Source organism: Winogradskyella aquimaris, assembly GCF_042676105.1.
Classification (GTDB): domain Bacteria; phylum Bacteroidota; class Bacteroidia; order Flavobacteriales; family Flavobacteriaceae; genus Winogradskyella; species Winogradskyella aquimaris.
In genome coordinates, this window is record NZ_JBHTJQ010000009.1 from 74,239 (window position 1) to 90,874 (window position 16,636).

13 protein-coding genes are annotated in these 16,636 nt (G+C 35.5%); 6 read left to right on the plus strand and 7 right to left on the minus strand.

Annotated elements, in window-relative coordinates; all coding sequences use genetic code 11:
• Positions 1-58 precede the first annotated feature (58 nt).
• From ACFQ1K_RS07215 to ACFQ1K_RS07245, 7 genes are all read right to left on the minus strand, one after another.
• On the minus strand, positions 59-1,333 hold the full coding sequence (locus tag ACFQ1K_RS07215; RefSeq protein WP_320555546.1) for an ABC transporter ATP-binding protein: 1,275 nt from the start codon (positions 1,331-1,333) through the stop codon (positions 59-61).
• Positions 1,334-1,336: 3 nt separating this feature from the next.
• Positions 1,337-2,203 (minus strand): ABC transporter permease, encoded by an 867-nt coding sequence (locus ACFQ1K_RS07220; RefSeq protein WP_320555547.1) that lies wholly within the window; start codon positions 2,201-2,203, stop codon positions 1,337-1,339.
• A gap of 79 nt (positions 2,204-2,282) precedes the next feature.
• A complete protein-coding gene (locus ACFQ1K_RS07225; RefSeq protein WP_320555548.1) occupies positions 2,283-3,260 on the minus strand; it encodes an SDR family oxidoreductase in 978 nt (325 codons plus the stop codon).
• 24 nt (positions 3,261-3,284) lie between these two features.
• Positions 3,285-4,580, minus strand: a complete 1,296-nt coding sequence (locus tag ACFQ1K_RS07230; RefSeq protein ID WP_320555549.1) for a nucleotide sugar dehydrogenase — start codon at positions 4,578-4,580, stop codon at positions 3,285-3,287.
• On the minus strand, positions 4,577-5,167 hold the full coding sequence (locus ACFQ1K_RS07235; RefSeq protein ID WP_320555550.1) for a sugar transferase: 591 nt from the start codon (positions 5,165-5,167) through the stop codon (positions 4,577-4,579). The genes ACFQ1K_RS07230 and ACFQ1K_RS07235 overlap by 4 nt, the downstream gene beginning before the upstream one ends.
• A 23-nt stretch (positions 5,168-5,190) precedes the next feature.
• A complete protein-coding gene (locus ACFQ1K_RS07240; protein WP_320555551.1) occupies positions 5,191-7,665 on the minus strand; it encodes a polysaccharide biosynthesis tyrosine autokinase in 2,475 nt (824 codons plus the stop codon).
• 1 nt (position 7,666) lies between these two features.
• The gene (locus tag ACFQ1K_RS07245; protein ID WP_386134046.1) at positions 7,667-8,443 is read right to left on the minus strand and encodes a polysaccharide biosynthesis/export family protein; all 777 of its coding nucleotides are present in this window, start codon (positions 8,441-8,443) and stop codon (positions 7,667-7,669) included.
• A gap of 125 nt (positions 8,444-8,568) precedes the next feature.
• On the opposite strand from ACFQ1K_RS07245, the gene ACFQ1K_RS07250 reads away from it, so the two are divergent.
• The 6 genes from ACFQ1K_RS07250 (at position 8,569) to secA (ending at position 16,573) form a co-directional block, all read left to right on the plus strand.
• A complete protein-coding gene (locus ACFQ1K_RS07250; RefSeq protein ID WP_320555553.1) occupies positions 8,569-10,431 on the plus strand; it encodes an ABC-F family ATP-binding cassette domain-containing protein in 1,863 nt (620 codons plus the stop codon).
• A gap of 135 nt (positions 10,432-10,566) precedes the next feature.
• Entirely contained in the window at positions 10,567-11,241 is a 675-nt protein-coding gene (locus ACFQ1K_RS07255) for an O-methyltransferase (RefSeq protein ID WP_320555554.1), read from the plus strand.
• An 88-nt stretch (positions 11,242-11,329) separates the two neighbouring features.
• Positions 11,330-12,016, plus strand: coding sequence for an ABC transporter ATP-binding protein (locus tag ACFQ1K_RS07260; RefSeq protein WP_320555555.1), 687 nt, complete (start codon positions 11,330-11,332; stop codon positions 12,014-12,016).
• Positions 12,017-12,090: 74 nt separating this feature from the next.
• Positions 12,091-12,666 carry a cob(I)yrinic acid a,c-diamide adenosyltransferase gene (locus ACFQ1K_RS07265; RefSeq protein ID WP_320555556.1) on the plus strand — a complete coding sequence of 192 codons (576 nt, stop codon included), beginning with the start codon at positions 12,091-12,093 and terminating at the stop codon, positions 12,664-12,666.
• A 159-nt stretch (positions 12,667-12,825) separates the two neighbouring features.
• Complete coding sequence (locus ACFQ1K_RS07270; protein ID WP_008272287.1) at positions 12,826-13,047, plus strand: DUF2795 domain-containing protein; 222 nt, start codon at positions 12,826-12,828, stop codon at positions 13,045-13,047.
• Between the two features lie 166 nt (positions 13,048-13,213).
• Positions 13,214-16,573: a preprotein translocase subunit SecA gene (gene secA / locus ACFQ1K_RS07275; RefSeq protein ID WP_320555557.1), complete on the plus strand. Its 3,360-nt coding sequence runs from the start codon at positions 13,214-13,216 to the stop codon at positions 16,571-16,573.
• Positions 16,574-16,636: the final 63 nt, after the last annotated feature.

Below are 16,636 nucleotides of genomic sequence, written 5' to 3' on the forward strand. Positions count from 1 at the left end.
TTACAATGTTTTTTAGACTTAAAGCTGTAATGATCCTCCTTTGGAACATCGTCTCAATCTAATTTTTGAATACCCCATCTATCAAAGCAACATTTGTAGATCTATTTACTTTAGCATTCCAATAATCACCTGGAAATACTTTAAAGTTTAAAACATGATGCAATAAATCTATTTGTTTTACAACTCTTATTGCTGTTTGAACGACTATAACTACATAATAATCACCACCTCTTAACATTAGTTTTGGTAATTCTAAATCGACATATGAATTAATCTTTTTAAACTTAACACCCATTTCATCTGAGTAGAAATCTGCAACTTTATTTTCATTCTTATCATATATAACAAGACCAAAAATTAAATCTTCATGATTGATTTTTGCATTAAAAATCATATGAATTCTAAATTTTGCATATTCCCCTGAGATTATCTCTCTAACAGATTTATTATTTTTATTAAGTAATTCTATTTTTGAAAATCTTATCTCGCCGGATCCTTTCCTATCTGTTCTGTCAAGTAAATTCTCTGTATTTAATGTACTTTGTCTGTTTAAATAGAAATTTACTGCGTCATCTGATGAGCCCTCAAAAACTGACAATCCATTTTCCAAAACCAATCCTTTTGTACAGAGATTTTTTACTGCTGCCATATTATGACTTACAAACAACACGGTTCTGCCGTCACCTTTTGAGATATCCTGCATTTTCCCAATGGCCTTTTTCTGAAACTCAGCATCTCCAACCGCTAAAACCTCATCTACTACCAAAATATCAGGCTCTAAAAATGCGGCTACGGCAAATGCCAAACGCACTCGCATACCAGAACTGTAACGTTTCACTGGTGTATCTATATAACGCTGGCAACCTGAAAACTCAATAATCTCTTGTTCTTTGGCCTTAATCTCAGCTTTGCTCATACCCAATATAGCCCCATTGAGATAAATATTTTCCTTACCGGTTAGCTCTGGGTGAAAACCCGTACCTACTTCCAGCAACGAGGCAATACGTCCTTTGGTTTTTATCTGTCCAGTTGTTGGACTCGTAACACGTGAGAGTATTTTAAGCAAAGTAGATTTACCAGCCCCATTTTTACCAATAATACCAAGAACTTCACCTCGCTTAACTTCAAAACTAATGTCCTTAATCGCCCAAACATAGTCGCTTTCTGAGGCTTTACTTCTGTCATTGGTATCGCCTATCTTTAAAAAGGGATCGTCTTTACCTCGTATTTTATAAAACCATCGTTTGAGATCGTGGCTTAACGTACCTGTACCTACAAGACCTAATCGGTATTGTTTGCTTATATGTTCTACTTTCAAGATAACTTCAGACATCTTCTACACAGTATCAATAAAGGATTTCTCGGTACGGTTAAATATAATTAGGCCCAATAAAAATATAAATAGGCTTATAAACAAGGTATATAAGAATCTGCTAGAATTAAATTCACCTGTATCTAAAAGCATATACCTAAAGCCTTCCATAATTTGTGTTAGTGGGTTATACTCCACAAGCTTTGCAACTAAGGGAGGAAACTTTGCTTTGGCTTCAGACATTGGGTAAGGCACAGCAGACACATACATTAAGAGTTGTACCGCAAAAGTGAGTAAAACACTCAGATCTCTATACTTTGTTGTTAGTGATGAAAAAATCATACCCAGGCCAAGTCCCAGCAATGCCATAATGACCACATAAACTGGAAATAGGAAAATATTAGGATTTATACTTAACTCAAAACCTATTACTGAGTAATACACAAAAAAACCAACAAAAATTAACAACTGAATACCAAATTTTAAAAGGTTTGAAATGGTTATAGACATGGGCAGTATAACTCTTGGAAAATACACCTTCCCAAAGATATTTTGGTTTTTTGTAAAGGTGCTCGACGTATTGTTAAGGCAATCTCTAAAATAGTTCCAGGCAGTAATGCCTGCAAGATTAAATAAAAATGGTGGCACTGTACCTGTTTGAATCTGGCCAAGATTATTAAAAATCAACGTAAATATGACCGATGTAAAAAGAGGTTGTATTAAATACCAAAGCGGTCCTAAAACAGTCTGTTTGTAAAGCGTAACAATATCGCGTTTTACAAAAAGAAGCAATAAGTCTTTGTAACGCCAGATTTCTTTAAAATTAAAGTCGATGAGTTTTCTCTTTGCAGAGATGGTATACAGCCATTCATCTTCCTTAGTATTTGCCAATGCAGCGTGTTTTAGTTAGTCACGCTAATATACTATTTATTCGGAATTTTAGTAAAAAAGGGCAAAAGTATTTCCTCAATTAATTGAAGTAATCCCAGGTAATTTTAAGGCCTTCCCTAACGGTATATTGAGGTTTATAACCCAAAAGTTTCTCCGCTTTAGAAATATCTGCTAAAGAATCTCTTACATCACCTTGTCTTGGCGGTCCATATACTGCTTCTAAGTTAGAATCTGCAGCAACTTTTAGCGAGTCCCAAAGATAATTTACTGTTATACGCTCACCACATGCCACATTGAAAACCTCATTAGCTGCTTCTTTGGGTGCAAAGAAGCCTTTGATATTTGCCTGAACTGCATTATCTACAAAAGTAAAGTCACGGGTTTGCTCTCCATCACCGTTGATTTTTGCAGGTTGATGATCTTTTAAGGCTTGCATAAACAAAGGAATTACAGCAGCATAAGCTCCATTAGGGCTTTGTTTTGGACCAAACACATTAAAATATCTAAGTCCTATGACATCTGTACCATAGGTTTTTCCAAAAACATCGGCATAGAGTTCATTAACATATTTAGTCACCGCGTATGGCGACAACGGTTTACCTATGGAATCTTCAACTTTTGGTAAAGACTTGCTATCACCATAAGTAGAGCTGGAAGCAGCATAAACCATGCGCTTTACAGTAGCACTATCCTTAACTGCAATTAACATGTTTAAGAAACCTGAAATATTAACGTCATTAGAAGTCGCCGGATCATTAATAGAGCGTGGCACAGAGCCTAAAGCCGCCTGATGCGTAACAAAATCAACACCTTCTACAGCCTTCTTACAAGTTTCTAAATCCCTGATGTCTCCTTCTATGAGTTCAAAAGACGGATTGTCCATAAATTCGGTTAAATTCTCCCGATATCCATTAGAAAAATTATCTAAAACTCTAACTGTCTTTGCACCATACTTTAATAAGTACTCTACAATATTAGAGCCTATAAAGCCCGCTCCACCGGTCACTAAAAAACTAAAATTTGATAACTCTTGGTTATGATAGGGTTTTGAATACATGTTTAAGTTGCTTCAGTTTAAGAATTAAAGTCGCGCATCGACAGTGTCTGGTGGCAATAATGATTTAACATCAAATATTACACAATTATCAGATTTTAGATCGTTTATTGAAAACTCTAAAAATTCGTTGTGAGACACTGCTAAAATAATGGCGTCATACGCTGATTTTAAATCGGATGTAGATGATTTTAATTCTAGACCATACTCATGTTTCACCTCTTCTTTGGAAGCCCAAGGATCATATACATCCACATTCACATGGTAGGATTGTAATTCTTCAATAATATCAATAACTCTAGAGTTCCTGATATCTGGGCAATTTTCTTTAAATGTAATACCTAAAACTAAAGCATTGGAGCCTTTTATTGTTGCTCCTTTATTAATCATCATTTTAACTGTTTCAGTCGCTACATAACCGCCCATACTGTCATTCATTTTACGACCTGCTAAAATTATCTCTGGATTATAACCCGATTCAATGGCCTTTTGTGCCAAATAATAAGGATCTACCCCTATACAGTGCCCTCCTACTAGGCCTGGTGAAAATTTGAGAAAATTCCATTTCGTACCAGCTGCTTCTAATACAGCCTTGGTATCTATATTCAATAATCTGAATATTTTAGACAATTCATTAACAAATGCAATATTAATATCGCGCTGTGAATTTTCAATAACTTTAGCTGCTTCAGCAACTTTAATAGAAGGAGCCAAATGCGTACCTGCTGTGATGACTTTTTTATAGAGTTGATCTATTTTTTCAGCAATCTCAGGAGTAGAACCTGAAGTGACTTTTAAAATCTTGGTAACGGTATGCTTTTTGTCACCTGGATTGATTCGCTCTGGCGAATAACCAGCATAAAAATCCCTATTAAATGCAAGACCCGACACGTTCTCTAAAACAGGAATACAAATTTCTTCTGTTGCGCCAGGATATACTGTAGATTCATAAATCACGATATCATTGGTTCCTAAAACTTTTCCAACCGTTTCACTTGCCTTAATGAGTGGTGTAAATACAGGTCGTTTAAGCTCGTCAGTTGGTGTTGGTACAGTAACTATATAAATATTTGCTACGGAAAGGGCATCAATATCATCCGTAATATATAATCCCTTTTGAGCGTTTAAATCTGAAGTTAGAACAGATTTAAGATGATCATTATCGACTTCGAGTGTTTTGTCTACACCAGAATTTAACTCACTGATTCGCTGCTTATTGATATCAAAACCAACTACAAAAAATTGCTTTGCAAATTCGACGGCAAGGGGCAATCCAACATATCCTAATCCAATAATTGCAATTTTGTCTTCAGAGTGTGTCATTTGTTTAAAACAGATTTTAAAATGAGTTTCAAATCTAAATAAAAACTGTAGTTTTGAACATAGTTTTTATTGATTTTCACTTTATCTACCCAAATAATCGTTCTATTGTAATGCTCTGGGTCTTTTTGTCGTTCTAATACACGTTCTTCATCTTTATATTTCAAGGTGGCTTCACCTGTTATACCTGGCTTAACCAATAATATAATTCGATCTTCACCTTTTAATTCATCTGCAAATCCTTGAACGTCTGGTCTAGGTCCTACAAAACTCATATCGCCTTTAAGGACATTAAACAATTGAGGCAGTTCGTCTAATTTAGTCTTCCTTAAAAACTTACCAAATCTTGTGGCACTCTTGTCTAAATGTCCCAGTTGATGCACCTCTTCCTTTAAGGTTCTAATTTTATAAATATGAAATAGGCTACCCTCTTGCCCGACTCTTTTCTGAGTAAAAACCCCATACTTTTTTGTATCTAAAGTAGCAATACCGACTAACATAATAATCGGAACAATTAAAAAAGGGAAAAGCAGCAATACGAGAAGGACATCAAATAATCGCTTTGTTCTAAGTTGCCTTTTTGTAATCAAAATTTGAATTTTAAATTAAGCTATCAAATTCTTAAGAAGTTTCTAATCTTCTTTAACAAAGATTGATTCTCTTTTTCATGGTAGGCATTACCATAAGCACCATAACCATAACCGTAACCATAACCGTAGCCATAACCATAATTGTGGTTGCTCTTGTGTTTGTAGAAATTAAGAACAAAACTTATATTCTTTAACTCACCGGTCCTATATTTGGAGTTTACTAATTGAAGCATACCCTTTTTAGTATAATTTAATCTAACCATAAAAATAGTTGCATCAGCATATTGGGTCAATTCTAGGGCATCTGTTACTAAGCCTAATGGTGGTGTATCTAAAATGATGATGTCATATTGATTTTTTAAATCAGTTATTAATTCCTTTAGCTTTTCTCCCATTAACAACTCAGATGGGTTAGGTGGAATGGGACCTGATGTTATTAGGTCTAGATTATCTATGTGAGTATTAGTAATTATTTCCTCTAGTTTACTATCTTCAATGAGATAATTCACAATTCCTTTCTCGTTAGTGATATTAAAGTCATCAAAGATTTTCGGTTTACGCAAATCTAAACCTAGTAGTATTGTTTTTTTCCCAGAAAGTGCGTACACTGTAGCTATATTAATTGATGTAAAAGTTTTACCCTCACCACTTACGGAAGAGGTAATCATTAAGGTACTTGCCCTCGTTTCTGATGGATTATTCTTAAATATAAATTGTAGACTAGACCGTATCGCCCTGAAAGATTCCGCTACTGCAGATTTTGGTTTTTCGTAAGCCACCAAATTATTTTTATAACGGTATTTGCCAATAAGACCTAAAATCGGCACCTTAGACATCTTCTCAATTTCGTCAGAACCATGTATTGTGCCATCTAAAAGATAAACAACAAAAATCAAGAACACTGGTGTAAAAAAGCCAATCAATAAAGCCAGCATGTAATTGAGGGACTTTTTAGGCCCGATTGGCGCATTTCCAATATCCTTAGCTTCATCTATAACCATAATATCAGAAACATTTGCGGCCTTCACTATGGCAGCCTCACCTCTTTTTTCTTGATAAATATTGTAGGCCTCTCGACTAATATCTAATTTTCTCTGTATTTTCAAAAACTCTTGTTGATCCTTAGGTAGACCTATCAAATCAGACTCTAGATTAGCTATTTTTTTGTTTATGGCATTTAATTGGATACCTATGGTTTGCTTTGTCACATTAATAGCTTCTAATAAGACACTCTTTTCAGTATCTATTCTTCTATCAAGCTCATCAAAAAGTATCGATCCTTCTTTGGTGGAGTACTCCAAATTTTTGCGCTCAACGGATAATGCTATTATTTTACTTACACTAGAAAGTATATTTACTTCCTCAATACCAACAGAAGAGGGCGCAGCAATATTGCTATAGTCATTTTTATTTCTTAAATATTTCTCTAAGTTATTTAAGTAATTAAGCTTGGACTCCTCGACAAGTTTTTCTTTGTCATACCCCTTAAGTTGTTCAGATTTCTGGGTTATTTCCTCTTCTACATTGAAAATCTTATTAGTCTTTCTGAACTCATTCATCTCATTAGTCACAGCTTTCAAGTCATTATTAACCGATTGCAAACTGCTGTCTATAAATTTTATGGTATTTGTGGCATACAGATTTTTTCGTTCCAACTCAGTTCTACTTAAAATTGCAGAAGTAGCATTAAGATAGTCGACAATTTTAGATTTATTCTTGCCTATTAAAGATAGACGTAAAACCGAAGAAGCGTCGTTAGAAAAAGGCTCGATATTTATATCATTTTTATAACGATCGACTACAGTATCGAAATTTAAATATCTAACAAAAAAGATTTTGTTGTTAGGTATGTTTGCAATTGGTCTAAGACTTACTTTACCGTTAAAAAAAGGTAGGTTAACCTCTTCACCAAACTTAATTAACTTTCTAAACTCACCTATGTCAACTTTAATGGAAATCCTATCTTTGCTGCCATAAAACTGCCCTTGAACTTTATCTTTCTCAAATTCACAAAATAATTCAAATGTTTCGTTATTTATAATTTTGATACCGATAGGTATTCCAAGAACTTGAGGTTTGGATTTATCCGTGGTTAGTTCAATAGGTGCATCTTTGTAAATATCAATAAGATTGTATTTTCCTTCTACCAAATATTGTTTGTAATATTGCAATGAATCCACAACCAATTCATTATGGCTCCTCGTTTTTATTTCGGTCAATATACTACCAACTTTTCCTGAAACCCCACCCCAATTAAAAGATATGCTCGTATTTGCGGTAAAAAAAGGATTCTGATCGTTATTGACTGTTATTAAAGAATCTAGTCGATATATATTTTGCTTTCTAACATTAATGAAATAGGCCACAATAAGAGCGGCACCTGTGCATAAAAGTATTAGTTTCCAAAGATTTAATGCTTTAAATAAAAAACCCTTAAAATCAAATGCTACATTTTGGGACTCTTGTACACCAATATCTTCATAATCTTTATAATCCATATTACAATCTTGAAAAAATTAAAATTGAGGATGTTACTAATGAAAATATTGTAGCAATTGTTGTCAAGCTAGATACTGCTGTCTCTCCTGTTCCCAATGATTTTTGCTTTAAGGGTTTTATATAAATCATATCATTGGGCTGAATGTAGTAGTATGGAGATTTCATAACGTTAATATCCGTCAAATCTAAATGATGAATTTTTTGACCTTGAGGATATTGACGAATAATTAAAACATCTTTTTTATTTCCAGTAGTAGGAATCTCACCTGCATTTGCTATAGCTTCAAAAATATTAACCCTCTCCTTATACAAAGTTATAGTTCCAGGGTTTGCAATTTCTCCAGTCGCAGTATAACGCAGACCCGCCAACTTTACAGTTACAAAAATATTTGCGGTTTCTTTAAACTGCTCTTCTAACAACTTATCTTCGATTAGTTTTTCTATTTCAGGCGCTGTATAACCCAAGACATTAAAGCGCCCCAAAGTTGGTATTCTTATATTTCCATGAATATCCACAGTGAATCCATCAAAGTAAGCTCGTTCAGCACTGCTAGCATTAAGATTTCCATCTCCTATTGGGTTAAAAATCTGAACATTATCTTGATCTAAAACCTTAATTCTAATATTTAAGATATCATCAATTTGAATTCGATATGGCTTTTGTACTTCAGATAAATCATAAGGAATGGTATCATTAAGAGCGTCCTCCTTATTTTGTAAATAAACCGTGTCTTTATGCGGAATACATGATGAGGTAAAAATGCAACTCATCGCCATTATCAAAAGCTTAATGCTTCTCATAGATTTTATGGATGTTTATAGACAAATATAATGTATCACCTTCAATAACAAAACTATTAGGTTTCTTTTTGGTTTATTTCGTTCTTTGTAAAAAAATTGGTGTGAATTACCTTAATGTAGAAAATATTTCGAAGTCTTATGGAGAGTTAGTGCTTTTCCAAGATTTATCTTTCAGCATTCATAAAGATCAAAAAATCGCATTTGTTGCAAAAAACGGTTCTGGCAAAACGTCTATCCTTAATATTTTATCTGGAAAGGACACACCAGACCAAGGTCAGGTGGTGGTTAGAAAAGGACTTCGTTTAGCTTTTTTAGACCAGGAATCTGATTTAAATGGTGCGCTTACGGTGGAAGAAACCATCTTTGCATCGGACATACCAATCCTAAAAGTTATTGAAGCTTATGAAAAAGCTTTAAAAAACCCTGAAGATACTGAAGCCTACCAATTGGCTTTTGAAGCAATGGATAGATATAATGCCTGGGAATTTGAAACACAATACCAGCAAATCCTGTCACAATTAAAACTAAACGATTTATCAAAAAAGGTAAGTGCGCTTTCCGGAGGACAGAAAAAACGTTTAGCTCTCGCCCAAGCATTACTGACTAAACCTGACATTCTTATTCTCGATGAACCTACCAACCATCTCGATTTAGAAATGATTGAATGGCTCGAGGATTATTTTGCCAAAACACAGCAAACCCTTTTTATGGTAACGCACGACCGCTATTTTTTAGAGCGGGTTTGTAACGAAATCATTGAATTAGACCAAGGGCAATTATACACCTACAAAGGCAACTATTCTTACTATCTAGAAAAAAAAGAAGTACGATTGGAAAGTGAAGCTACCGAAGTAGGCAAAGCCAAGCAATTGTATAAAAAGGAACTCGATTGGATGCGTCGCCAACCCAAGGCACGTACCACAAAATCCAAGAGCAGGATTGACGACTTTTTTGAAATTAAAAAGAAGGCCCACCAACGAAGAAAAGACCACCAAGTTCAACTCGAAATTAACATGGAACGTCTTGGGAGTAAAATCATTGAGTTTCACAATGTATCGAAAGCTTTTAAGGACAAAAAAATATTGGAAGGTTTTGATTACATCTTTAAAAAAGGAGAGCGCATTGGTATCATTGGCAAAAACGGTACAGGAAAATCCACTTTTCTTAATTTACTTACAGGAAGCGTAAATGCTGATGGTGGTAAAATCGTGATTGGAGAAACTGTAAAAATAGGCTACTACACACAAGGTGGTATCACAGTGAAGCCACAGCAAAAAGTAATTGATGTTATTCGACAATATGGCGATTATATTCCTTTGGCTAAGGGCAGACAAATAAGTGCACAGCAATTGTTAGAACGCTTTTTATTCGATCGTAAGAAACAATATGATTTTGTTGAAAAATTAAGTGGTGGCGAGCAAAAACGCTTGTACTTGTGTACGGTTCTAATTCAGAACCCTAATGTTTTAATTCTCGATGAGCCTACTAACGACCTGGATATCGTAACACTCAACGTGCTCGAAGATTTCCTTATGGACTTTCCGGGTGTACTTTTAGTGGTATCGCACGACCGTTACTTTATGGACAAAATTGTAGATCATCTTTTTGTGTTTAGAGGAAATGGAGTCATAGAGGATTTCCCTGGTAATTATTCGGACTTTAGAGCTTATGATAACAGTCAGCCAAAACAAATAGATGAAATAGAAAAAGCTGATAACACAAAGGCAATCAAACAAAACGAAGCCACAAAGCTTTCGTATAATGAACAGAAAGAATACAAGAATTTAGAGTCTAAAATTCGCTCTTTAGAATTAGACAAAAAAGCAATGGAGGCTAAATTCAATAACCCTGAATTATCACAAGACGAGATCAATAAACTTTCAGAAGAATTACAGATTATAATTGATACTATTGAAGAAAAAGAACTACGTTGGTTTGAATTGGCTGAAAAATTAGAAGGTTAAAAAGTAATCACAATTATATTGGACATTGCATTATCATAAATGTATCAAATACTATCCTACATAAAATTCCTTTTCCAAGCCACTAATCAACATGGAGTACACTCGCCATTTGTATATGATTTCGTAACAAAATGTTTGTATGACAAAGAAAAACATCAAGCCTACATTAACCTTGATAATTACAGAAAAACTCTAAAAAATTCAAAAGTTGAATTAGAAGTTACCGATTGGGGTGAGGGCTCAAAAGTCTTAGACTCAAACAAGCGAAAAGTGAGTCAGATGGTGGCCATTTCAAGCTGTTCTAAAAAAGAAGCAAGACTTTTGCTCCGAATGGCCAAGTATTTCAAAATAAGCTCTGTTTTAGAGTTAGGTACATCACTTGGAATGGGTACCTATGCTTTTGCATTGGCAAATAAGAATATAAAAATTACAACCATCGAAGGCTGCAAAAACACTTCAAATTTCTCAGAATCTCAATTCCAGAAATTGGGCATTAATACTGTCAATTTCAAAATCGGCACATTTTCTTCAGAGATAAAAGAATTAGAAGCCCCATATTTTGACTGTATTTATTTTGATGGTCATCATAACAAAGAAGCAACAATTCAATATTTTGAAGCGCTTTTACCCAAAGCAAAGAATGATTCCATCTTTATTTTTGACGACATCTATTGGTCAAAAGAAATGGCCGAAGCATGGGACTGTATTAAGAACCATAGCGCTGTTACGGTAACCGTTGATTGCTTTCAATTAGGCTTTGTATTTTTCAGAAAAGAGCAAGCGAAAGAACATTTTAAAATAAGATTGTAACAAGCTTACAACTTTAACGTCTTATTGGCAAACTGATTTTTAAATTCTTTATCTTGCGAAGGATTTGAGCAACCAAGAGCATTTTTTTATGAGTGACAACGTCATTGAAATTAGAGACATTATCAGAGATTTCAAATTAGGACAAGAAACTGTTCACGTCCTAAAAGGCATAGATTTAGACATCAAACGTGGCGAATATGTTGCCATCATGGGACCGTCAGGATCGGGCAAGTCTACCTTAATGAATCTTTTAGGTTGTTTAGACACACCAACAGCTGGAAGTTATAAGCTCAATGGCAAAGACGTAAGTCAAATGTCAGATGATGAGTTGGCAGATATCAGAAATACCGAAATTGGATTCGTTTTTCAAACTTTCAACCTTCTGCCAAGAACCACAGCCTTAGACAATGTGGCCTTACCTATGGTATACGCTGGAAAGTCAAAAAAGGAACGCGAGGAAAGAGCTTCTGAAGTCTTAACCAATGTTGGTTTAGCCGATCGTATGGACCATAAACCTAATCAATTATCTGGTGGACAAAGACAACGTGTTGCAGTGGGTAGAGCTTTGGTAAATAAACCATCCATAATTTTGGCCGATGAGCCCACTGGCAACCTAGATTCTAAAACATCCTTAGAAATCATGGAATTATTTGATCAAATACATGCTTCTGGAAACACTGTAATTATGGTAACCCATGAAGAGGATATTGCTGCTCATGCCAAGCGGGTTATTCGTTTACGTGATGGTATGATCGAGAGTGATACTTATAATTAGTCATTTTTTTTGGACAAATAAACTATTCCCAAACAACTTTCTACTTGTAACTTTTAACTCGTAACTTTGTTTTTATGAAAGTATATACAAAAACAGGTGATAAAGGTACTACTGCCCTATTTGGTGGTACACGTGTACCTAAACATCATATTCGCATAGAAAGTTACGGTACTATAGATGAGCTTAACTCACATATTGGTCTTATAAGAGATCAAGACATTGATCAATTGTATAAAAATACCTTAATGCATATTCAAGATCGTTTATTTACGGTTGGTGCTATTTTAGCAACCGACCCTAAAAAAGCAACCCTAAAAAATGGTGAACAACGCTTAAAAATTCCGAAAATATCCAATGAAGACATAGAGCGGTTGGAAAAAGAAATGGATGTTATGGAAGCGAGTTTACCACCCATGACACATTTTGTTTTACCGGGCGGACATCAAACCGTGTCATTCTGTCACATAGCACGTACCGTGTGCCGCAGAGCAGAGCGCATAGCGTCTCATCTTAATGATCTAGAGCCTTTTCAACCAGAAACACTCATGTATATTAACCGTCTTTCTGACTACCTTTTTGTGTTGGCACGGAAGTTGTCACATGACTTGCATGCCGAAGAAATAAAGTGGATTCCTCAAAAAGAATCATAGTCTTTTTTGTTTGGCGGATAAACCTTAATAATGGAGTATTATGGTTTAACGAAATTAAAGACCACACGTTCTTTTTAATAATGAATAATTAATTTACTTTTTTCTTGAATAATTCAGTTAAAAAATTATTTTTGCAAAAAATTAAAAACCACAACGCAAATGTATTGGACATTAGAATTAGCATCGTATTTAAGTGATGCACCTTGGCCAGCAACAAAAGATGAGCTTATTGATTATGCAATCAGAACAGGAGCACCTCTAGAAGTTGTAGAAAATTTACAAGCTATAGAAGATGAAGGTGATTCTTACGATTCTATTGAAGAAATTTGGCCAGACTATCCAACTGATGAAGATTACCTCTGGAACGAGGACGAATATTAACATATAATAATATCACAAAAAAAGTCTCTTGCGTTATCTTAACTGAGAGACTTTTTTTATTTTCGGTTTTCTTAAATGAGAACACCTAAATGGCTATTGAGCCAATAAATTTTACTGAAATTAATACACGGATTGGATACCTTCAATCCGAGACAAAACACATAAAATGGGCATATTAGATAAAGTACTAAAGGTATTTGTAGGAGACAAATCTAAACAAGACGTTAGTGCCATTAAACCAATTGTAGACAAAATAAAAACCTTTGAACAAGCCCTAGAAGGCTTATCGCATGATGAGCTGAGAGCAAAGACCTTAGAATTCAAAGAAAAAATTGCCGAAGCACGCAAACCGCTTATAGAAAGACAAAACGAACTTTTAGCAAAAGCTGAAGAGACGGAAGATATTGACGAGCGCGAGGACATCTACCAAGAGGCCGATAAAATAGAAGACGAAATCTATGAAGTTACGGAAGGGATTCTTAACGATATTTTACCAGAAGCTTTTGCCGTAGTAAAAGAAACAGCAAAACGATTTGTAAACAATACTGAGATTCCAGTAACTGCCAATGCATTTGACAGAGAAGTTTCTGGCGCCAAAGATTATGTCACTTTAGAAGGTGATAAAGCTGTTTGGTCAAACTCGTGGGACGCTGCTGGTAAACCTATCACCTGGGATATGGTACATTATGATGTACAACTTATTGGTGGTGTTGCCATGCACCAAGGAAAAATTGCCGAGATGCAAACCGGTGAAGGTAAAACATTAGTGGCAACACTCCCAGTTTACTTAAATGCTTTAGCTGGTAAAGGTGTGCACTTGGTGACGGTAAACGATTACCTAGCAAAACGTGATAGTGCATGGATGGCACCAATATTTGAATTTCATGGTTTAAGCGTAGATTGTATAGATCACCACACACCAAATTCGGATGCCCGTCGTAAAGCCTATAATGCAGACATCACCTATGGAACAAATAACGAATTTGGTTTCGATTATTTGCGTGATAACATGGCACATTCGCCAGAAGATTTAGTACAACGCCCACACCACTACGCTATTGTAGATGAGGTAGATTCGGTTTTAATAGATGATGCTCGTACTCCACTCATTATTTCCGGACCAATTCCTAAAGGTGACGAACATGAATTTGATGTACTAAAACCAAAAGTGAGTCAAATTGTTGATGTTCAGCGAAAGTATTTAATCGGTGTTTTAGCTGAAGCTAAAAAATTAATTGCTGAAGGTGATACCAAAGAAGGTGGTTTTCAACTACTGAGAGTTTACAGAGGTATTCCTAAAAACAAAGCGTTAATTAAGTTTTTGAGTGAAGAAGGTGTTAAACAACTTCTTCAAAAAACCGAAAACTTCTACATGCAGGATAACAATAGAGAGATGCCAAAAGTCGATGCAGAACTCTATTATGTTATAGATGAAAAGAACAATCAGGTTGAATTGACCGATAAAGGTGTCGAATATCTTTCTGGTAAGGATGATCCTAATTTCTTTGTGATGCCAGAAATGGGAACTGAAATCGCTAAGATTGAAAACAAAGGCTTATCCTCCGAAGAAGAAGCCGTTCTTAAAGAAGAGTTGTTTAGAGACTTCGGTATTAAATCAGAGCGTATTCATACCCTTAGCCAATTACTTAAAGCGTATGCCCTTTTTGAAAAAGATGTGCAATACGTTGTAATGGATAATAAGGTGATGATCGTAGATGAGCAAACGGGTCGTATTATGGATGGTCGTCGTTACTCCGACGGTCTTCACCAGGCGATTGAAGCTAAGGAAAATGTAAAGATTGAAGCGGCTACACAAACATTCGCCACAGTAACCTTACAAAATTACTTTAGAATGTATCGCAAACTGTCTGGTATGACGGGTACTGCGGTGACAGAAGCTGGCGAATTCTGGGAAATCTATAAATTAGATGTTGTTGAAATCCCAACCAATAAACCCATTGCTAGAGACGATAGAGAGGATTTAGTTTATAAGACGAAACGTGAAAAATACAATGCTGTTATTGATGAAGTTGTAGCGTTATCTAATGCTGGGAGACCAGTACTAATTGGTACGACTAACGTAGAGATTTCGGAGCTTTTAGGAAAAATGTTGAGTATTCGTAAGATTCCTCACAATGTTCTTAACGCCAAACAGCATAAACGTGAGGCAGAAATTGTCGCCGAAGCTGGTAATGCTGGTCAGGTAACAATCGCAACCAACATGGCAGGTCGTGGTACAGATATTAAATTGAGTGACGAAGTGAAAGAAGCAGGTGGTTTAGCCATTGTTGGTACAGAGCGTCACGATTCCCGTCGTGTAGACCGTCAGTTACGTGGTAGGGCTGGTCGTCAAGGAGATCCAGGAAGTTCTCAATTTTACGTTTCATTAGAAGATAACCTAATGCGTTTGTTTGGTTCTGAGCGTATTGCCAAGATGATGGATAGAATGGGACTTAAAGAAGGTGAAGTGATTCAACATTCCATGATTTCCAAATCTATTGAACGTGCTCAGAAAAAAGTAGAAGAAAACAACTTTGGTGTTCGTAAGCGTTTATTAGAGTATGATGATGTCATGAATGCTCAACGTGAAGTAGTTTACAAACGTCGTCGTCATGCCCTGCATGGTGAGCGTCTCCGTGTAGACTTAGCCAATATGATATTTGATACGTCAGAAGGTATAGCCATGAGCAATAAAGTAGCTAATGACTACAAAAATTTTGAGTTCGAATTAATCCGCTATTTCTCAATGGCTTCGCCTATTTCTGAAGCAGAATTTGCCAAAATGAGTGAGCAGGAAATTACTGGAATCATTTATAAGGAAGCCTTTAAACATTATCGCGAAAAAATGCAACGTGCGGCCGACCTAGCTTATCCGGTCATTGAAAATGTGTACAACACACAACGCGATAGATTTAAGCGAATCGTTGTACCATTTACAGATGGCGTTAAGAACCTTCAAGTTGTAACAGACTTGGAGAAAGCCTATGAAACAAAAGGTAAGCAGTTAATCAATGACTTTGAGAAGAACATTACACTTGCCATTGTAGATGATGCTTGGAAAACACATTTGCGTAAAATGGATGAGCTAAAGCAGTCAGTGCAGTTAGCAGTGCATGAGCAAAAAGATCCATTATTGATTTATAAGTTTGAAGCTTTTGAGTTATTCAAAGCGATGATAGATCAAGTCAATAAAGATGTGATTTCCTTCTTATTTAAAGGTGAAATTCCTCAGGAAACTGCTGACACTATTCAAGAAGCTAAAAAGCGTAAACAAGATAAACTGGAAACGCAAAAAGAGGAAATTCCTAATATGGATGAACGTGCCGCACAAAGTAGAGCTGCAGGTCAAGGAGCGTCTCGCCAACAGCAGCAAGTGGTGGAAACGATTGTAAGAGAACAACCAAAAATTGGCCGTAACGATAAAGTAACTATAAAACACGTCATGAGCGGCGAGAGCAAAGTTGTAAAATACAAACAAGCTATTCCATTAATTGATAAAGGAGAATGGGTTTTGGTTAACGACTAAGCTCAATCAAAAAAATTTATTATTCTGATTTTATTTTGGAATCTAAAATCCTGATGCACGCCA